Below are 18,638 nucleotides of genomic sequence, written 5' to 3' on the forward strand. Positions count from 1 at the left end.
GTCGACGGCGTCAACAGCGGTGCGCGCCCGGGTGTTCCCAGCGTACGTCCTCAGCGGGACCAGGTTCGCGCCACACGCTCGGTGCGCGCCGCGAGCGTGCCCGCGGGGTCGGCGAGCGACGCGGCGACCTGGTCGGGACGCTCGGCGACCGCGTAGGCGCCCGCGATCCCGGCCGCGCCCCACTCGCGGCGGCCCAGGAGCACCTGGCCGGCGACCGCCACGACGGGGACGCCGTGCTCCAGGCCCGCCGCGGCGACCGCGTGGACCACCTTGCCGTGCAGGGACTGCCAGTCGAGCGCGCCCTCCCCCGTGACCACGAGGTCGGCGGCGCCCACGGCCGCGCCGAGGCCGACGGCGTCGGCGACGACCTGTGCGCCGCCGAGCACGCGCGCACCGAGCGCCGCGAGCGCGAAGCCGGCGCCGCCGGCCGCACCGGCGCCGGCGACCTGGGCGAGCGCGCGGCCCGGGGTGGCCGTGCGGCGTCCGGGCTGGGGGGCGAGCAGGTCGCGGCGCAGGCCGTCGTCGGCGACGGCGGCACCGACGAGGTCGGCGAGGTGGCCGAGCGCCCGCTCGAGGTCCTGCGCCTGCTCGGGCGTCGCGCCCTTCTGCGCCGCGAACCCCGCGCTCGCGCCGTGCAGGCCGAGCAGGGGTACGTCGACGTCCACAGCGGCCACGAGGTCGACAGCCGCCACGCGTCGCCGGAGCGGAGCGAGCCCGTCGAGGTCCTCGGCCGTGGCCGCGCCGAGCCCTCCGCCGCCGCCGCGCAGCACGGGCGCCGGCAGGCCGAGGCCCGCGAGGACGCCTGCACCGCCGTCGTTCGTCGCGGAGCCGCCCAGCCCGACGACGACGCGCGCCGGACCGAGGTCGAGGGCGGCCGCGAGCAGCTCGCCGAGGCCGAGCGACGTCGTGCGCGTCGGGTCACGGCGCTCGGCCGGCACGAGGTGGAGCCCGAGGGCCTGGGCGGACTCGAGGTAGGCGACACGCCCGCCCGACGCGTCCACGAGGAGCACGAGCGCGGGGGTGGGCTCGCCGAGCGGTCCCGCGACCGTCACCGGGACGAGCTCGCCCCCGAGCGCGCCGTGCAGGGTCTCGAGGAACCCCGGACCGCCGTCGGCGAGCGGGAGGAGTGCGACGTCGTCGTGGGGCGCCCCGCGCCGCCAGCCCGCGGCCATGGCGTCGGCCGCGGCGCGCGCGGTGAGCGTGCCCCCGAAGCAGTCGGGGGCCACGAGGATGCGCACCGGGCCATCCTGCCCCAGGCGCGCCTGTGGGAAGATCCCCGCGTGAGCACCGTCACGCCTGCGCCGTCGTTCGCCGAGCCCTCGCCGTCGGCCGCGCTCCTGCTCCTGGGCACCCGCTCGGACCTCGTGTCCGAGCGCGGCGTCGAGTGCGTCGGGGCACTGCCGGACCCGGGCGACCCCGCCCTCGTCGAGCGGGCACGCGCCGCGCGCGACGCGCTGGGCGACCGGGCCTTCGTGCTCGGCCACCACTACCAGCGCGACGAGGTCATCCAGTTCGCGGACGTCACCGGCGACTCGTTCAAACTCGCGCGCGAGGCCGCCGCCCGGCCCGACGCCGAGTACGTCGTCTTCTGCGGCGTGCACTTCATGGCCGAGTCGGCGGACATCCTCACGGCCGACTCCCAGGCCGTCGTCCTGCCGGACCTGGCCGCGGGCTGCTCGATGGCCGACATGGCGGGCATCCGGCAGGTCGAGGACGCGTGGGACGTCCTCGCCGACGCGGGCGTCGCCGAGCGCACCGTGCCGGTGACCTACATGAACTCGACCGCCGCGATCAAGGCGTTCACGGGCCGGCACGGCGGGACGGTGTGCACGTCGTCCAACGCCCAGGTCGCCCTCCGCTGGGCCTTCGACCAGGTCGGCGGGACCGACGGCGACGGTGCCGTGCTCTTCATGCCCGACCAGCACCTGGGCCGCAACACCGCGGTGCGCGAGCTCGGGATGAGCCTCGACGACTGCGTGGTCTACGACCCGCGCCGGCCGGGCGGCGGGCTCAGCCCCCAGCAGCTCGCCGACGCGCGGATGATCCTGTGGCGCGGGCACTGCTCGGTCCACGGGCGCTTCTCGGCCCAGAACGTGGCCGACGTGCGCGCGGCGGTCCCCGGCGTGAACGTGCTGGTGCACCCCGAGTGCAAGCACGAGGTCGTCGAGGCGGCGGACCTCGTCGGCTCGACGGAGTACATCATCCGCGCGCTCGAGACGGCCGAGCCCGGCAGCGCGTGGGCGATCGGCACCGAGCTCAACCTCGTGCGGCGCCTCGCGCGCCAGCACCCCGAGCTGCGCGTGCACTACCTCGACGCGACCGTGTGCTTCTGCTCGACCATGAACCGGATCGACCTGCCGCACCTCGTGTGGGCGATGGAGTCGCTCGCCGACGGCCGCCTCGTCAACCGCGTCGTCGTCGACCCGGACGACGCCCATTGGGCCCGCGTGGCGCTCGACCAGATGCTCGCGCTGCCGGGGCTCTGAGCGATGGGCACGGGGCACCCCATGCGGGTGGGCATCTTCGTCTTCGACGACGCCGAGGAGCTCGACGTCGTCGGGCCGTACGAGGTGCTCGCCGCCTGGGCGCAGCAGAGCGAGCTGCGGCCCGAGGTCGTGACCTTCTCCCCCGACGGCGCCGGCGTGCGCCTCGCGAAGGGCCTGCGCGTCGTGCCCGACCACGGCATCGCCGACGTGGGCGCGCTGCACGTCCTCGTGTACCCCGGCGGTCACGGCACGCGCGCGCTCGCGCGCGACAGCGAGCACCTCGCGTGGGTGCGGCAGATGCGCGCGACGACGGCGCTCATGACCTCGGTCTGCACGGGCGCCCTGGTCTACGCCGCCGCCGGCCTCCTCGCGGGGCGGCCCGCGACCACGCACCACGCCGCCTTCGACGAGCTCGCCGAGCTCGAGCCCGCGGTGCTCGCCGACACCGAGGCCCGGTTCGTCGACGACGGCGACGTCGTGACGTCCGCGGGCGTCTCGGCAGGCATCGACATGGCGCTGCACCTCGTCGAGCGGCTCGAGTCGGCGGAGCAGGCGCGCGCGGTCCGGCGCGCGATCCAGTACGACCCCGCGCCACCGGTGTGACGCGGCAGGTGCGGCTGGCCCTCGCGGCGCGGTTCCCGCGTCCCGCGGTCCCCGGCCAGGGGCTGTTCGACCCGTCGGTCAGCCGGATGCGCGTGACGCCCGCCGACCTGGACGTCTACCTGCACGTCAACAACGGCGTGTACCTGCAGATGATGGACCAGGCGCGGACGAACCTCCTGGCCGACCTCGGCGCGCTGCCGCTGCTCGCGGAGCGCGGCTGGTACCCCGTGGTCGCCGCGTCGACCATGAGCTACCGCCGCTCGCTGCGGCTCGGCGAGCGCTTCACGATCACGACGACGGTCCTGGGCTGGGACCCACGCGTGGTGTACCTCGAGCAGGTCTTCGCGCGGGGTGACGCGCACGTCGCGCGCGGCGTCGTCGCCGGTCGCTTCCTCGCGCGCTCGGGCGCGCGGGTGCCGGCGCACGACGTCGCCGCGCTGCTCGGGCACGAGGGACCGAGCCCGGACCTGCCCGACGACGTCGCGGCGTGGGCCCGCGCGTTCGACGTCGCGCACCGCGAGCCCTGAGCGCCGGCCCGGCCCGGGGGCCGGCCGACGCCGGGAACCGCGTCTCAGGCCTGCGCGACGCGGCTGAGCAGGAGCGCCTCGGCGAGGACGACGCGCTCGAGCTCGGCGAGGTCGACGGACTCGTCGGCGCCGTGGGCGCGCGAGTCCGGGTCCTCGACGCCCGTGACGAGGATCGCCGCGTCGGGGAACACCTCGAGCAGGTCGGCGATGAAGGGGATGGAGCCCCCGACGCCGATGTCGACGGGCGGCGTGCCCCACGCGTCGGCGAAGGCGGCCCGCGCGACGCGCATCGCCGGGCTGTCGGCCGGCGCCTGGAACGCCTTCCCCAGCTCGCCGGGCTCGACCGTGACACGCGCGCCGAACGGCGCGTGGCCCTCGAGGTGCGCGCGGAGGGCGTCGTACGCGGCCTGCGGGTCCTGGCCGGGCGCGATGCGCAGCGAGAGCTTCGCGCGGGCCGCGGGCGCGATCGTGTTGGACGCCTGGGCCACGCTCGTCGCGTCGATGCCGATGACCGACAGCGCGGGCTTGGTCCACATCCGGCCGGTGAGCGAGCCGGTGCCCGCGAGGCGCACGTCGGGCAGCACCGACACGTCGGCGCGCAGGGCGGCCTCGTCGTAGTCGACCTCCGGCTCCGGGCCGGTCACCAGTCCCGCGACCGCGACGCTGCCGTCGTCGTCGTGGAGGGTGGCCAGCAGGCGCGCGAGCAGGGTCGGCGCGTCGAGCACGACCCCGCCGAACATGCCCGAGTGCACTGCGTGCTCGAGGACGCGCACCTCGACCACGCAGTCCACGAGCCCGCGCAGGCTCGTCGTGAGGGCCGGGACCCCGACGCGCCAGTTGGTCGAGTCCGCCACGACGATGACGTCCGCGGCGAGCAGGTCCCGGTGGGTCGTGAGGAAGTCGACGAACGTCGGGGACCCGATCTCCTCCTCGCCCTCGACGAAGACGGTCACGCCGACCGGGAGGTCGTCGCCCAGGGCGCGCAGCGCACCGAGGTGCGCCGCGATGCCGGCCTTGTCGTCGGCCGCGCCGCGCCCGAAGAGGCGCCCGTCGCGCTCGGTCGGCTCGAACGGGTCCGTCGACCAGGAGGACGCGGCGCCCGGCGGCTGCACGTCGTGGTGCGCGTAGAGCAGGACGGTCGGTGCGCCTGCGGGCGCGGGCCGCCGGGCCACGACGGCGGGCCGGCTGACGACGCCGTCCGCACGCGTGGCGGTGAGCACCTGCACCTCGGGCATCCCCGCCTCGCGCAGCAGCTGCGCGACGGCCTCGGCGCTCGCGGCGACGTGCGCCTGGTCGAACGCGGGGCTCGACACGCTGGGGATCCGCACGAGCGCCTCGAGGTCCGCGCGCAGGGCGGGGAAGCCCTCGGCGACCCGGGCGCGGAGCGCCTCGACGTCGCGCGCGGAGCCGCCTGCGGGGACGGCGTCGGACGGGCGGGGCTGGGGGGCGGCGGCAGTGTCGGTCACGCGTCCACGCTACCGGCGCGCTCGACTACCCTGAGGCCGTGCTGTCCCGCAACCGCCCCACGCCGCCGCCCGCCGAGCCGACCCGCCCGGCCGGTCCCCCGGCGTCCGGCACACCCGGCAAGGGCCGCCCGACACGCAGCCGCCGCGAGGCCGAGGCCGCGCGCCGCAAGCCCGTCGTCCCGACGGACCGCAAGGCCGCGGCACGGGCCGCGCGCGTCGCGGCGCGCGAGTCCCGCGCCCGCGAGAACCTCGCGATGCAGACCGGCGACGACCGCTACCTCCCGCCGCGCGACAAGGGGCCCGTGCGCCGGTTCGTCCGGGACCACGTCGACGCGCGACGCAACCTCGGCGAGCTGTTCCTGCCGGCATCGATCGTCGTCGTGCTCGCGCTCATGCTCACCGGGCAGAGCCAGGTGGCGGGGCTCGTCGTCATCGCGGTGCTCTACCTGTTCATCGCGGTGACGGTCGTCGACGCGGTCCTGCTCAGCCGCGGCCTCAAGCGTCGCCTCACCGAGAAGTTCGGCGAGGTCCAGCGGGGCGCGACGATGTACGGCGTCCTGCGCGCGTTCCAGATGCGCCGCACGCGCCTGCCCAAGCCGCAGGTCAAGCGGGGCGAGTACCCCGCCTGAGCCGGTCCCCGCCCGTCGAACCGATTCGACCTCGCGGGGTTACGCTCGGCGCATGGAACATCGCTACCTCGGCCGCTCCGGCCTGAAGATCTCCGAGATCGCCTACGGCAACTGGCTGACCCACGGCTCCCAGGTGGAGCAGGACGCCGCCGTCGCGTGCGTGCACGCCGCGCTCGACGCGGGCATCACGACCTTCGACACCGCCGACGTCTACGCGAACGGCGCCGCCGAGACCGTGCTCGGCGAGGCCCTCGACGGCCAGCGCCGGGAGTCGCTCGAGATCCTCACCAAGGTCTACTGGCCCACCGGACCGAAGGGCCCGAACGACGTCGGCCTGTCCCGCAAGCACATCCGCGAGTCGATCGACGCGTCGCTGCGCCGCCTCCGCACGGACTACGTCGACCTCTACCAGGCCCACCGCTTCGACACCGAGACGCCGCTCGAGGAGACGATGCAGGCGTTCGCCGACGTCGTCCGCCAGGGCAAGGCCCTCTACATCGGCGTGAGCGAGTGGACCGCCGACCAGATCCGCGCCGGCCACGCGCTCGCGACCGAGCTCGGCGTCCAGCTCATCTCGAGCCAGCCGCAGTACTCGATGCTGTGGCGGGTCATCGAGGACGAGGTCGTGCCCGCGTCCCGCGAGCTCGGCCTGTCCCAGATCGTGTGGTCGCCGATCGCGCAGGGCGTGCTCACCGGCAAGTACAAGCCCGGCCAGGAGCTGCCCGCGGGCTCGCGCGCCACGGACGAGAAGGGCGGCGCCCAGATGATCGGGCGCTTCATGAACGACGACGTGCTCGGCGCGGTCCAGGGCCTCGAGCCCGTCGCGCAGGAGCTCGGCCTGAGCATGGCGCAGCTCGCCGTCGCCTGGGTCCTGCAGAACGACAACGTCGCCGCGGCCATCATCGGCGCCTCGCGGCCCGAGCAGGTCGCGGAGAACGTCAAGGCGTCCGGCGTGACGATCCCGGCCGAGGCGCTCGCCCGGATCGACGAGGCGCTGGGCGACGTCGTCGTCCGGGACCCCGCCAAGACGGCCGAGAACGCGCCGGCGCGCCGCCCCGTCTGACGGTCAGGTGCGGGCGGTCCCGACCTCGGTCGGGGCCGCCCCGCCCGGCGCGCCCGTGCGCGGCGGGACGGTGAAGCGCGGCAGCAGCGCGTGCACGAGCGGCCCGATGAGGAGCGCGTAAGCGAGCGTGCCGAGCCCCCCCGGGCCGCCGAGCAGCCAGCCGACCGCGACGACCACGACCTCGATGCCCGAGCGCACCAGGCGCACGGACCAGCCGGTGCGCGCGACGAGGCCGGTCATGAGGCCGTCGCGCGGCCCCGGCCCCAGCCGCGTCCCGATGTAGCACGCGGTCGCGACCCCGTTGAGCGCGATCCCGGCGACCGTCATGGCGATCGCGGCGGCGAGCGGCAGCGGGTCCTCGAGCAGGCCGAGCAGCGCGAGGAACGGGTCCACGAGCACCCCGATGACCAGGACGTTCGCGACCGTGCCGACCCCGGGCCGCTGGCGCAGCGGGATCCAGCACAGCAGCACGACGACGCTGACGACGACGGTCACGGTGCCGAACGTCCAGCCCAGCCGTTCCGAGAGGCCCTCGCTGAGCACGTCCCACGGCATGTTGCCGAGGCCGGCCCGCACGAGCAGGGCGATCGACGCGGCGTAGAGGACCAGCCCGACGAGGAGCTGCAGGGCGCGGCGCACGTCGCTCACGGTACGTCCTGCACGTGGTGGCCGAGCGACGTGCCCACGGCCCAGTGCCGCTCGTCCGGCCCGCGCGGCGGATCGCCGTGATCGGCGACCGCGTCCGCGACGCGGCCGACGAGTCCCGCGAGACGAGCGGCCACGAGCCCCGCGGCCGCCCGGGGGACGGCTGACGTCCACGGTCCGCGCGTCCGACGCGCGGCGCGGGCACCCGGGGGCAGGACGGTGAGGAGTGGCGTCATGACGGCCAGCCTCGTGCGCAAGTGGCCTGGTGATCCATAGCCACTTCTGCAACAGTGGCGCGCATGACTCCCCCGCACGCCGTCGAGCGGCGCGTGAGCGCCGCCGCACTGCGCCGCACGCTCGGCGCGCCCGCCACGGGCGGATCGGCCTACCTCGCCCTCGCCGACGGGCTGCGCCGGGCGGTCCTCGACGGCTCGCTCCCGCTCGCGACACGCCTGCCGAGCGAGCGCGAGCTCGCCGACGTCCTCGGCGTCTCCCGCACGACGACGGCCGCCGCGTACCAGCGCCTGCGGGAGCAGGGCTTCCTCGCCACGCGGCGCGGCTCGGGCAGCGTCACCACGCTGCCCTCGGGGCCGCGCCGACCGGACGGCGGCCTGACCATGCCGCGTGACGGGGCCCCCGCCGTCGTCGACCTCTCGGTCGCGGCCCCGCCCGCGCCGCCCGAGCTCGCGGGTGCGGCGGCCCGCGCGCTCGAGGCGCTCCCCCGGCTGCTCGGCACGACGGGCTACACGCACCTCGGGCTCGCCGAGCTGCGGCACGAGGTCGCGGCGCGGTACGCGCGGCGCGGGACGCCGACCGCTCCCGACGAGGTGCTCGTCACCACGGGCGCCCAGCAGGCGCTCAACCTCCTGGTGAGCACGATGGTCGGCCCGGGCGACCGCGTCGTCGTCGAGCACCCCGCGTATCCCAACGTCCTGACCGCCATCAGGGCCGCGGGCGGGCGGCCCGTCCCCGTGCCCGTGGGCGCCGACGGGCTCGACCTGGACCTGCTCGAGTCCACCGTGCGCCAGGTCTCCCCCCGGCTCGTCCACCTCACGCCCGACCACCACAACCCGACGGGCACCAGCCTCGACGACGAGGGCCGGGCCCGCGTCCGCGAGCTCGCCGCACGGCACCGGACGCTCGTCGTCGCCGACGAGACGCTCACGGACCTCACGCTCGACGGCCCCGAGCCGTCGAGCATCACGGGGGACGCGACGCGCAGCGGGCTCGTGGCGGTGGGATCCGCGTCGAAGTCGTTCTGGGGCGGCCTGCGCGTGGGCTGGGTCCGCGGGCACCGCGACGTCGTCGGGCGGCTCGCGACGGGCCGCGCGCACCACGACATCAGCACCGCGGTGCTCGACCAGCTCGTGGTGGCCGAGCTGCTCGCGCGCGCCGACGAGATCCTGCCCGCCCGGCGCGCCCGGGTCCGCGACCAGCGCGACGTCCTGCTGGCCGCCGTCGCGCGGAAGCTGCCGTGGCTCGTCCCCGTCCCCGCGGGCGGCCTGTCCGCCTGGGCGGACCTCGGGGCACCCGTCTCGTCGGCGCTCGCGGCGCTCGCGGTGCGGCACGGCGTCCGCGTCGCGCCGGGGCCGGTGTTCGGGGTCGACGGGTCGTTCGAGCACCGCCTGCGGCTGCCCTTCAGCCTCCCGCCCGAGGAGATCGAGCGCGGCGTCGCCGCGCTCGCCGAGGCCTGGCGCGCGCTCGGCGTGGACGGCGCGCCCGCCGCGCCGTCGCCCGCGCCCGCCGCCGCCGTGGTGTGAGAGCGCCGGTCGGGCGCTCAGCCGGCGCGGAGCGGGAGGGGCGGCGCGGCGGGCTCGCCCTGCTGCAGCAGCTGCGCGACCGCGACGCCCTGCGTGGTGAGGTGGCGCCAGTGCTCGCCGATCCAGGCCTCCGCGTCGAAGCGGTTGGTGAACGCGGGGCTCAGCGGCCGGTCGAGCACCACGTCCTGCGCGTCGAGGAACGACCACTCCCACTGCACCCGCGTCATCGCGTCCTCCCTGCCGTGGCCCAGCGCCCGGCGAGCGCCCGGTTCAGCCGTGCCGCCCAGAACGGGCCCTCGTAGACGAAGCCCGTGTAGCCCTGGACGAGGTCCGCACCCGCCGCGCGGTACGCGAGCGCGTCGTCGGGCGTCGTGATGCCGCCCACGCCGATGATCGTCGCCGCGGCCGGCAGGCGCTCGCGCAGCCGCGCGACGACCTCGAGGCCGCGCGCGAGCACCGGCGGGCCGGACAGCCCGCCCTCGCCGAGGTCGTGCGCGATGGTGGTGTTGACCGCCACGACGCCCGCGAGCCCGAGCTCGGCCACGAGGTCGGCCACGGCGTCGACGTCCTCGTCGGCCAGGTCCGGCGCGATCTTGACCAGCAGAGGCGTCGCCGCGCCCGCCTCGGCGATCGCGTCCCGCGCGGCGGTGAGCAGCGGGCGGAGCTGGTCGACCGACTGCAGCGACCGCAGCCCCGGGGTGTTCGGTGAGGAGACGTTGACGACGAGGTAGTCCGCCAGCGGCGCGAGCAGGCGCGCCGCGATCGCGTAGTCGCGCGGCGCGTCCTCGGCGGCCGTCAGCTTGTTCTTGCCGATGTTCACGCCGACGACGACGCCGCGCGACCACGCCGCCGCGCGGACGCGTCGCAGGCGCTCGGCGACGGCGGCCGCACCCTCGTTGTTGAAGCCCATCCGGTTGCGCACCGCGCGCGTGCCCACGTGGCGCCACAGCCGGGGCCGCTCGTTGCCGGGCTGCGGCAGGGGCGTCACGGTGCCGACCTCGACGAAGCCGAACCCGAGCATCGTCAGCCCGCGGATGCCGCGCGCGTCCTTGTCGAAGCCGGCCGCGAGCCCGAACGGCGCCCGCACCGCGAGGCCGAGCGCCTCCACGGGCGGGGCCGTGCGGTCGCTCGCGCCCGTGCGCCGGGCGACGACGTCGCGCACGCCGGGCACCGCGGCCGCCAGCCGCACGACGAGGAAGCCGAGGTGGTGGGCCCGCTCGGGGTCGATCCGCCGGAAGACCTGGTCGAAGAGCAGCCGGTACACGCGCGTCAACCTAGCCGGACGTCGCGTCGCCCGGCCGGGCCGTCCGGTCCGCAGCGCCCGCGTCCCGCCCGGTCCGCCGCAGCCACAGGAGACCGAGCACCGGCAGGAGCAGCGGCACGTAGCCGTAGCCCGCACCGAACCGCGACCAGACCGTGGCGTCGGGGAAGAGGTGCGGCTGGGCCAGCGACAGCGTCCCGACCGCCACGACCCCGACGGCCTCGAACCCGACCGCCGCCCACGCCACCGGGCGCGACCGCGCGGTCCCGCGGGCGAGCGCGACCGTCGCCACGACGTAGACGACCGCGGCGACCGCGGACAGCAGGTAGGCGACGGGCGCCTGCTCGAGGTCACGCCCGATCTGCACGGCCGAGCGCGCGGTCGCGGCGAGCGCCAGGACGCCGTACACGGCGACGAGCACGCGGCCCGGGCCGCTCGCGGTGCTCACGCGCCGTCCCAGACGAGGAGGCAGCGGTACTGGAGGAACGCGACCGTCACCGCGGCGACGACGAGCACCACCGAGCTCCACCGCGTGCGCTCGGCGAAGGCCCACGCGGCGGCCACCGGGAGCACGATCAGCGTCGTGACGACGTAGCCCCAGAAGGTCGCCGCGTCGGCGGGGCCGTCGCCGCCCGCCGTGCGCACGGCCGCGACGACGACCTGGACGAGCAGCACCGCCTCGACGACGCCGGCCGCGAGCAGCTGGCGCAGGATGACCGGCTGGTCCCGCACCGCCCGCCAGCCGGCCCAGCCCGCGAGCACCAGGGAGAGGGCCGCGACGAGCACGACGAGCGGGGACCACACGCGCACGAGGATACGGGCCCGGGCGACGCGTGCCGGACGCCCTCCCGGCGGCCGGGTCGGCGCCGTACGCCCGGGACGGCCGGTTCCGCGCGGCTAGCATCGACCCCGTGCCGACGCTGAACCTCACGCTCAAGGACCCTGCCCGCCTCGACGTCGACGTGCTCGTCGTCGGTGTCGCCCGCCGCCCCGGCGCGACGCCGACGGCCCCCGGCGCCGTCGCGCTGCTCGACCCCGAGGCGCTGCCCACGGCCTTCGCGTCCGAGCTCACGGCACGGGCCGCGGCGCTCGGCGTCTCGGGCGACGCCGACTCGGTGACGCGCGTGCCGTCCGGCGGCGCGGTGCAGGCGCCCGTCGTCGCGCTCGTCGGCGTCGGCGAGCTCGCCGAGGGAGGGCTGCCCACGGCCGAGACCCTGCGTCGTGCGGCCGGTGCCGCGACCCGCCAGCTCACGGGGGTGGCCACGCTCGGGCTGGCCCTGCCGGCGACCGACGTCGGCCAGGTCGCGGCGCTCGCCGAGGGCGCGCTGCTCGGCGCCTACGCGTTCGAGCGCTACCGCACGCTCCCCGAGGCGCGCCGCCCCGCGACGGGCGTCGAGCTCGTCAGCCCGCGCGCCCGCGACGCCTCGGCGAAGGCCGCCGTCGCGCGCGCCGTCGTCGTCGCGGACGCCGTGCACGGCGTGCGGGACCTCGTGAACACGTCGCCGCTCGACCTCTTCCCCGCGGCCTTCGCCGACGCCGCGAAGGCGGCGGCCAAGGGCACGAAGGTCAGGGTCACGGTGCTCGACGAGAAGGCGCTCGCCGCGGGCGGGTACGGCGGGCTGGTCGCGGTCGGCCAGGGCTCGACGCGCCCGCCGCGCCTGGTCAAGCTCGTGTGGTCCCCGTCGAAGCCGACGCGCTCGGTCGCGGTCGTCGGGAAGGGCATCACGTTCGACTCGGGCGGCCTGTCCATCAAGCCCGCCAAGGGCATGGAGGCGATGAAGTCGGACATGGCGGGTGCCGCGGCCGTGCTGCACACCGTGCTCGCCGCCGCCGCGCTCGAGCTGCCGGTCAAGGTCACCGGCTGGCTCTGCCTCGCCGAGAACATGCCGTCCGGCACGGCCCAGCGCCCGTCCGACGTCATCACGCAGCGCGGGGGGAAGACGGTCGAGGTGCTCAACACCGACGCCGAGGGACGGCTCGTGCTCGCCGACGGCCTCGTCGCCGCGTGCGAGGAGAAGCCGGACGTCGTGCTCGACGTGGCGACGCTCACCGGCGCCCAGCTCGTCGCCCTCGGCTCGCGGGTCTCCGCCGTCATGGGCACCGACGACGTGCGCGGCGAGGTCGTGCGCGCGGCGGAGGCCGCGGGCGAGCAGTTCTGGCCCATGCCGCTGCCGGCCGAGCTCCGCGCGAGCCTCAAGAGCCAGGTGGCCGACCTCGCCAACATCGGCGACCGGATGGGCGGCATGCTCGTGGCCGGGCTGTTCCTCAAGGAGTTCGTGGGCAGCACGCCGTGGGCGCACCTGGACATCGCCGGGCCCGCCTTCAACGAGGGCGCGGCCCACGGCTACACGCCGGTGGGCGGCACGGGCGTCGCCGTGCGCACGCTGCTCGCGCTGCTCGAGGGCTGAGGGGCGCGCCAGGTCAGCGGCAGGTCAGCGGCGGGCGCGCAGGCGCGCGTTCCAGTCGCGCATGCGCTGCGGGTAGCCCGTGAGCTGGACGTCGTAGCACGGGATGCCCAGGTCGCGCGCGATCCGGTGGGCCGTGCGCGCGTCCGGCACGCGCCGCCGCGTCCACTCCCCCGTGGTCGCGATGAGCACGACCGTCGTCTGCGTCACCGACGTGACGGGCTCGACGTAGGCCTCGACCCCGACGCGCGTGCGGACGAAGTCGGCGAGGTGCGCGACCGTGGCCTGCTGGGCCTCGCGGGGCGAGCCGGACGCGTCGTCGGCGGCGCCGCGGGCCCGGCGGCGGAAGAGTCCCATCGCCCCAGGGTACGGGCGCGACCTGGGAGCCGGCTGGGAGCGCCCCGCGAGCGAGGCCGGTCGTCCGCCGCCGTCGCCGTGCACCCGAGGCTGCGCGGGAAGTCATAGGATGACTTGTCGTGAGCATCACACCGGGTCGACCGGGCTCCGGTTCCCGCGTTCGCGCGGGGAGTGACAAGATGACCGGAGCATCGCGACCCGCCGTCTGCGTCCGAGGAGAGACACATCGTGGCTGACAGCCCCACCGTCTTCGACATCGTGGTCCTGGGCGGAGGGAGCGGCGGCTACGCCGCGGCCCTGCGTGCCACCGAGCTCGGGCTGAGCGTGGCGCTCGTCGAGGCGGACAAGCTGGGCGGCACGTGCCTCCACTGGGGCTGCATCCCGACCAAGGCGCTCCTGCACGCCGCGGAGCTCGCCGACGGCGCCCGCGAGAGCGAGAAGTTCGGCGTCAAGGCCACGTTCGAGGGCATCGACATGGCCGGCGTCCACGCGTACAAGGACGGCGTGGTCGGCCGGCTCTACAAGGGCCTCCAGGGCCTGGTGAAGGCCCACGGCATCACGTACGTCGAGGGCTACGGGAAGCTCGTCGGGCCGGACACGGTCGAGGTCGACGGCACCCGCTACCAGGGCCGCAACGTCATCCTCGCCACGGGCTCCTACGCCCGCTCGCTGCCCGGCCTCGAGATCGGCGGCCGGATCATGACGTCGGACCAGGCGCTCACGCTCGACCGCGTGCCGCAGTCGGCGATCATCCTCGGCGGCGGCGTCATCGGCTCGGAGTTCGCGAGCGTGTGGAAGTCGTTCGGCGCGGACGTCACGATCGTCGAGGCGCTCCCCCACCTCGTCCCCAACGAGGACGAGGCGCTGAGCAAGGCGTTCGAGCGCGCCTACCGCAAGCGCAAGATCAACTTCTCGACCGGTGTCCGCTTCCAGAGCGCGACCCAGGACGACCAGGGCGTGACCGTGACGCTCGAGGACGGCAAGACGTTCACGGCCGAGGTGCTCCTCGTCGCCGTCGGGCGCGGGCCGCGCACCGAGGGCCTCGGGTACGCGGAGCAGGGCGTCACGCTCGACCGCGGCTTCGTCATCACGAACGAGCGGCTGCACACGGGCGTCGGCAACGTCTACGCCGTGGGCGACATCGTCCCCGGCCTGCAGCTCGCGCACCGCGGCTTCGCGCAGGGCATCTTCGTCGCCGAGGAGATCGCGGGCCTGTCCCCGGCAGCCATCGTCGAGTCCGGCATCCCGCGCGTGACGTACTCCGAGCCCGAGGTCGCCTCCGTCGGCGTCACCGAGGCGAAGGCCAGGGAGATCCACGGCGACGACGCGGTCGAGGTGCTCGAGTACAACCTCGGCGGCAACGGCAAGAGCCAGATCCTCGGCACCGCCGGCTTCGTCAAGCTCGTCCGGCAGAAGGACGGCCCCGTGCTCGGCGTGCACATGATCGGCGCCCGCGTCGGCGAGCTCATCGCCGAGGGCCAGCTCATCGTCAACTGGGAGGCCTACCCGGAGGACGTCGCGGGTCTGGTGCACGCGCACCCGACCCAGAACGAGGCGATCGGTGAGGCGTTCCTCGCACTCGCCGGCAAGCCCCTGCACGCCCACAACTGACCCCCCATCGAAGGAGACGCGAGGTCATGTCTGACTCCGTGCTGATGCCGGCTCTCGGCGAGAGCGTGACCGAGGGCACCGTGACGCGGTGGCTCAAGCAGGTGGGCGAGGAGGTGGCGGTCGACGAGCCGCTGCTCGAGGTCTCGACCGACAAGGTCGACACCGAGATCCCGTCGCCCTTCGCGGGCACCCTCACCGAGATCCTCGTCCAGGAGGACGAGACGGTCGAGGTCGGCACCGCCCTGGCCCGCATCGGCGCCGCCGGCGAGGCCGGCGGGTCCGGTGAGACCCCGCAGGAGGCGCCTCAGCAGGACGCCTCGGCCCAGCCCTCCGCCCCGCCGCCCCCGCCGCAGGAGGAGGCCGCCCCGCAGCCGTCCGACGGCGCCGCGCCCGCCGAGGAGCAGCAGGCGGCCCAGGTCCCGGACGAGGTGACCGGCACGGAGTCGGCCCCGGCCCCGGCGACGGAGGAGGAGCCCGTGGCGCCCCCGCAGGCCGCCCCCTCGGGTGGCGCCACCCAGGACGTCACGATGCCGGCGCTCGGCGAGAGCGTCACCGAGGGCACCGTGACCCGCTGGCTCAAGCAGGTGGGCGACGACGTCGCCGTCGACGAGCCGCTGCTCGAGGTCTCGACCGACAAGGTCGACACCGAGATCCCGTCGCCCTTCGCGGGCACTCTCACCGAGATCCTCGTCCAGGAGGACGAGACGGTCGAGGTCGGGACCGCGCTCGCGCGCATCGGCGAGGCCGGCGCGGCGGCGCCCGCTCAGCAGGAGCAGGCGCCCGCGCAGCAGCAGCCCGCACAGCAGGCGCCCGCTCAGCAGGCCCCCGCGCAGCAGGAGCAGCAGCCGCAGGCCGAGGCGCAGGCGTCGGCCCAGACCGCTGCGACCCCGGAGACGCCCGCTCCCCAGCAGGAGCCCGAGGTCCGAGCGCCGGAGCCGTCCGCCGAGGCGAAGGCCCAGGAGCAGTCCCCCGAGACGGCCGCGCCCGGCCAGCCGGCGTACGAGGCGCAGCAGTCCGCACCCGCCCCGGCGCCCGCGGCGTCGTCCGCACCCGCGGGCGGCAGCGGCTACCTGACGCCGCTGGTGCGCAAGCTCGCGGCGGAGAAGGGTGTCGACCTCGGGAGCCTGACCGGCACCGGCGTCGGCGGCCGGATCCGCAAGGAGGACGTGCTCGAGGCCGCCGCGGCGGCCGAGAAGGCGCGCGCCGAGCGCGAGCGCGCCGAGCAGGAGCGCGCGGCCCGGCCCGCGGCACCCGCCGCGGCGCCTGCCGCCAAGCCCGCTGCGCCGGCCGCCGTGTCGCCCCTGCGCGGGACCACCGAGAAGGCCAGCCGTCTGCGGCAGATCATCGCCTCCCGGATGGTCGAGTCGCTCCAGTCGATGGCCCAGCTGACGACCGTGATCGAGGTCGACGTCACCAAGGTGGCGCGGCTGCGCGCGCGCGCCAAGGAGGACTTCAAGGCACGCGAGGGCGTCAACCTCACGTTCCTGCCGTTCTTCGTGCTCGCCGCGACCGAGGCGCTCAAGGCTCACCCGAAGGTCAACGGCGTGCTCGAGGGCAACCAGATCACCTACCACGGCGAGGAGAACGTCGGCATCGCCGTCGACACCGAGCGGGGCCTGATCCTGCCGGTGATCCGCGGCGCCGGTGACCTCAACCTCGCGGGCATCGCGCGCAAGATCGCGGACCTCGCGGTCCGGACGCGCGACAACAAGGTCACGCCCGACGAGCTGAGCGGTGCGACCTTCACGGTGACCAACACCGGCTCGGGCGGCGCGCTGTTCGACACGCCGATCGTCCCGGTCGGGCAGTCGGCGATCCTCGGCACGGGCGCGATCGTCAAGCGTCCCGTCGTGGCGACCGACCCGGACGGCGGCGAGTACGTCGCCGTGCGGTCCATGTGCTACCTCGCGCTGTCGTACGACCACCGGCTGGTCGACGGCGCCGACGCGTCGCGCTACCTCATGACGGTCAAGAAGCGCATCGAGGACGGCGACTTCGAGGCCGAGGTCGGGCTCTGAGCACGGCGACGGCGCCCTGGACCCGCGCGGTCCGGGGCGCCGTCGCGCCTTCTCCCGGCCTGCCCGCCGGGAGCACGGCCCACCCGTCGGCGGGGACGCGGGCGTGAGCGGCCTCGACGTCGTCGTCGCGGGGTCGCACGGCCTCATCGGCTCGGCGCTCGTCGACCACCTCGCCCACCGCGGCCACCGCGTGCGGCGCCTCGTGCGCCGGCGTCCGGAGACGTCGCGGGAGATCGGCTGGGACCCCCAGCGCGGGCGCCTCGACGTCGCCGCGCTGCGCTCCGCCGACGTCGTCGTCAACGTGGGCGGGGCGGGCATCGGCGACCACCGCTGGACGCCCGAGTACCGCGCCACCGTGCTGCGCAGCCGCACGGTCCCGACCGGCCTGCTCGCCCGCACCCTCGCGAACCTCGACGACGGCCCGCGCGTCCTGCTCCAGGGCTCGGCCGTCGGCTACTACGGGGACCGCGGCGAGGAGGTGCTCACCGAGGCGTCGGCGCCGGGCACCGGCTTCCTCGCCGACGTCGTGCGCGCGTGGGAGGGCGCCACCGCACCCGCCGAGGACGCGGGCGTGCGCGTCGCGCACCTGCGCACGGGCATCGTCATGTCGCACCGCGGCGGGTCCTTCGGCCGCCTCCTGCCGCTCCTGCGCCTCGGGGTCGGCGGACCGCTGGGCGACGGCTCGGCGGTGTGGAGCTGGATCACGCTCGTCGACCAGGTCCGCGCGATCGAGCACCTGTGCACCGCCGACGTGCGCGGGCCGGTCAACCTCACGGCTCCGGCACCCGCGCGCGCGGGTGAGATCGTCGCCGCCGTCGCGCGCGCGCTCCACCGCCCCGCGCTCGTGCGCGTCCCGCGGCTCGCGCTGCGCGCGGTGCTGGGCGAGTTCGCCGACGAGGGCGTCCTCGCCTCGCAGCGCGCGCTGCCCACCGTGCTCGCCGGGTCCGGGTTCGAGCACACCCACGCGTCGCTGGACGCCGCCGCGGCCTGGCTGGCCGGGGCGCCGCCCCGCGCCTGACGCTCAGGCGGTCGCGGCCGGCGTGACGCTCGCGACGCGCCAGCCGCCGCCGACCGGGCAGACGCCGAGCACCGCCGACGTCGGCGGCGCCGCGACGGGACCCACCGCTGCGGCGCCCGACGCGCCGGCCTCACCCGACGGCCCGCCCGCGGCGGACGGCGCGGGCGCCGTGGTGCCGCGGACCTCGGCCACGAGGCGCACCTCGCGGCACCCGCGCCGGACCGTCCCGGCCGGGCCCACGGCCCAGGGAGCACCCGCGCCCGGGACGACGGCGACGTCGTCGACGCGCGTGCGCGCCGCACCGCCCGGCGGCCCGGCCGACGCCGCGACGAGCCGCCCGAGCGCGGCCCGGTCGGCGAGCGCGGCCGGGGAGCCCGGGACGGTGACCGCCGCGAGCGCCACGCGGTCCGCCGCGAGCAGGGCCGCGGCGCGCTGACGCGTCAGGGTCAGGGTCGCCCCGACCGGCCCGAGCTCGAGCGGCGCCGCGTCGCCCGAGCGGGCCGTGGCGGTCGCCGACGAGCCGCCCGTGGCGACCCCCGCAGGCCAGGCGAGCGCGCCGGCCGTGCCGACGACCGCGACGGCGGCCAGCGCGGCGGCGCCCCGGCCGAGCCGCACCGCCACGGAGCGCGGGCGGCGGTGCCGGCCGCGGGGCGGGGGGACGCGGCGGACGGTGCGCGCGTCGTCGTCGACGAGGCGGCGCAGGCTCAGGCGCGCGAGCACGGCCGGGTCCACCGTGGGCACCGGCTCGGGCGGGCACGCGGCGAAGACGTCGGCCGCGAGTCGGGGGGG

At 76.4% G+C, this 18,638-nt stretch carries 19 protein-coding genes and 1 pseudogene; 10 read left to right on the plus strand and 10 right to left on the minus strand.

Annotated features, from left to right (window positions below):
* Positions 1–50: 50 nt before the first annotated feature.
* Positions 51–1,238, minus strand: a complete 1,188-nt coding sequence (locus tag JIG38_RS13105; RefSeq protein ID WP_199424256.1) for a glycerate kinase family protein — start codon at positions 1,236–1,238, stop codon at positions 51–53.
* A 42-nt stretch (positions 1,239–1,280) separates the two neighbouring features.
* On the opposite strand from JIG38_RS13105, the gene nadA reads away from it, so the two are divergent.
* Genes nadA through JIG38_RS13120 form a run of 3 tightly spaced genes read left to right on the plus strand, consistent with a single transcriptional unit; the run spans position 1,281 to position 3,616 of the window.
* On the plus strand, positions 1,281–2,486 hold the full coding sequence (nadA, locus tag JIG38_RS13110) for a quinolinate synthase NadA (RefSeq protein WP_199424257.1): 1,206 nt from the start codon (positions 1,281–1,283) through the stop codon (positions 2,484–2,486).
* A gap of 3 nt (positions 2,487–2,489) precedes the next feature.
* On the plus strand, positions 2,490–3,089 hold the full coding sequence (locus JIG38_RS13115) for a DJ-1/PfpI family protein (RefSeq protein ID WP_199424258.1): 600 nt from the start codon (positions 2,490–2,492) through the stop codon (positions 3,087–3,089).
* On the plus strand, positions 3,086–3,616 hold the full coding sequence (locus JIG38_RS13120; RefSeq protein ID WP_307844907.1) for an acyl-CoA thioesterase: 531 nt from the start codon (positions 3,086–3,088) through the stop codon (positions 3,614–3,616). The genes JIG38_RS13115 and JIG38_RS13120 overlap by 4 nt, the downstream gene beginning before the upstream one ends.
* Positions 3,617–3,660: 44 nt before the next feature.
* Here JIG38_RS13120 and JIG38_RS13125 read toward each other — a convergent pair whose 3' ends face one another.
* Entirely contained in the window at positions 3,661–5,082 is a 1,422-nt protein-coding gene (locus JIG38_RS13125) for a dipeptidase (RefSeq protein ID WP_199424259.1), read from the minus strand.
* A gap of 38 nt (positions 5,083–5,120) precedes the next feature.
* On the opposite strand from JIG38_RS13125, the gene JIG38_RS13130 reads away from it, so the two are divergent.
* Both JIG38_RS13130 and JIG38_RS13135 read left to right on the plus strand, forming a co-directional pair.
* On the plus strand, positions 5,121–5,711 hold the full coding sequence (locus JIG38_RS13130) for a DUF3043 domain-containing protein (protein WP_199424260.1): 591 nt from the start codon (positions 5,121–5,123) through the stop codon (positions 5,709–5,711).
* Positions 5,712–5,763: 52 nt separating this feature from the next.
* Positions 5,764–6,774, plus strand: coding sequence for an aldo/keto reductase family protein (locus JIG38_RS13135; RefSeq protein ID WP_199424261.1), 1,011 nt, complete (start codon positions 5,764–5,766; stop codon positions 6,772–6,774).
* Positions 6,775–6,777: 3 nt separating this feature from the next.
* On the opposite strand, the gene yczE is transcribed toward JIG38_RS13135, so the two are convergent.
* Positions 6,778–7,422, minus strand: coding sequence for a membrane protein YczE (yczE, locus tag JIG38_RS13140; RefSeq protein WP_199424262.1), 645 nt, complete (start codon positions 7,420–7,422; stop codon positions 6,778–6,780).
* Complete coding sequence (locus JIG38_RS13145; protein WP_199424263.1) at positions 7,419–7,655, minus strand: hypothetical protein; 237 nt, start codon at positions 7,653–7,655, stop codon at positions 7,419–7,421. The genes yczE and JIG38_RS13145 overlap by 4 nt, the downstream gene beginning before the upstream one ends.
* A 63-nt stretch (positions 7,656–7,718) precedes the next feature.
* Between JIG38_RS13145 and yczR the strand changes: the two genes are divergently transcribed.
* A complete protein-coding gene (gene yczR, locus JIG38_RS13150) occupies positions 7,719–9,179 on the plus strand; it encodes a MocR-like transcription factor YczR (protein ID WP_199424264.1) in 1,461 nt (486 codons plus the stop codon).
* A 17-nt stretch (positions 9,180–9,196) separates the two neighbouring features.
* Here yczR and JIG38_RS13155 read toward each other — a convergent pair whose 3' ends face one another.
* Genes JIG38_RS13155 through JIG38_RS13170 form a run of 4 tightly spaced genes read right to left on the minus strand, consistent with a single transcriptional unit; the run spans position 9,197 to position 11,244 of the window.
* Positions 9,197–9,406, minus strand: a complete 210-nt coding sequence (locus JIG38_RS13155) for a hypothetical protein (protein WP_199424265.1) — start codon at positions 9,404–9,406, stop codon at positions 9,197–9,199.
* A complete protein-coding gene (locus tag JIG38_RS13160) occupies positions 9,403–10,443 on the minus strand; it encodes a quinone-dependent dihydroorotate dehydrogenase (RefSeq protein ID WP_199424266.1) in 1,041 nt (346 codons plus the stop codon). Before JIG38_RS13160 ends, JIG38_RS13155 begins: the two co-directional genes overlap by 4 nt.
* 10 nt (positions 10,444–10,453) lie before the next feature.
* The gene (locus tag JIG38_RS13165) at positions 10,454–10,888 is read right to left on the minus strand and encodes a hypothetical protein (protein WP_307844909.1); all 435 of its coding nucleotides are present in this window, start codon (positions 10,886–10,888) and stop codon (positions 10,454–10,456) included.
* On the minus strand, positions 10,885–11,244 hold the full coding sequence (locus JIG38_RS13170) for a hypothetical protein (protein ID WP_199424267.1): 360 nt from the start codon (positions 11,242–11,244) through the stop codon (positions 10,885–10,887). Before JIG38_RS13170 ends, JIG38_RS13165 begins: the two co-directional genes overlap by 4 nt.
* A gap of 107 nt (positions 11,245–11,351) precedes the next feature.
* Here JIG38_RS13170 and JIG38_RS13175 point away from each other — a divergent pair, with 107 nt between their 5' ends.
* Entirely contained in the window at positions 11,352–12,848 is a 1,497-nt protein-coding gene (locus JIG38_RS13175; protein WP_199424268.1) for a leucyl aminopeptidase, read from the plus strand.
* Positions 12,849–12,872: 24 nt separating this feature from the next.
* Here the strand turns inward: JIG38_RS13175 and JIG38_RS13180 are convergent, their stop codons facing one another.
* On the minus strand, positions 12,873–13,202 hold the full coding sequence (locus tag JIG38_RS13180) for an oxidoreductase (protein ID WP_199424269.1): 330 nt from the start codon (positions 13,200–13,202) through the stop codon (positions 12,873–12,875).
* A 228-nt stretch (positions 13,203–13,430) separates the two neighbouring features.
* Between JIG38_RS13180 and lpdA the strand changes: the two genes are divergently transcribed.
* The 3 genes from lpdA (at position 13,431) to JIG38_RS13195 (ending at position 17,849) form a co-directional block, all read left to right on the plus strand.
* The gene (lpdA, locus tag JIG38_RS13185; protein WP_199424270.1) at positions 13,431–14,813 is read left to right on the plus strand and encodes a dihydrolipoyl dehydrogenase; all 1,383 of its coding nucleotides are present in this window, start codon (positions 13,431–13,433) and stop codon (positions 14,811–14,813) included.
* A gap of 26 nt (positions 14,814–14,839) precedes the next feature.
* A complete protein-coding gene (gene sucB / locus JIG38_RS13190; RefSeq protein ID WP_199424271.1) occupies positions 14,840–16,831 on the plus strand; it encodes a 2-oxoglutarate dehydrogenase, E2 component, dihydrolipoamide succinyltransferase in 1,992 nt (663 codons plus the stop codon).
* A gap of 103 nt (positions 16,832–16,934) precedes the next feature.
* Positions 16,935–17,849: a TIGR01777 family oxidoreductase gene (locus JIG38_RS13195; RefSeq protein WP_199424272.1), complete on the plus strand. Its 915-nt coding sequence runs from the start codon at positions 16,935–16,937 to the stop codon at positions 17,847–17,849.
* Between the two features lie 3 nt (positions 17,850–17,852).
* Here JIG38_RS13195 and JIG38_RS13200 read toward each other — a convergent pair.
* Positions 17,853–18,638 (minus strand): annotated as a pseudogene (locus JIG38_RS13200) (hypothetical protein); the annotation flags it as partial.

Origin of the sequence: Actinotalea solisilvae (assembly GCF_016464425.1) — a bacterium.
Classification (GTDB): Bacteria; Actinomycetota; Actinomycetes; order Actinomycetales; family Cellulomonadaceae; genus Actinotalea; species Actinotalea solisilvae.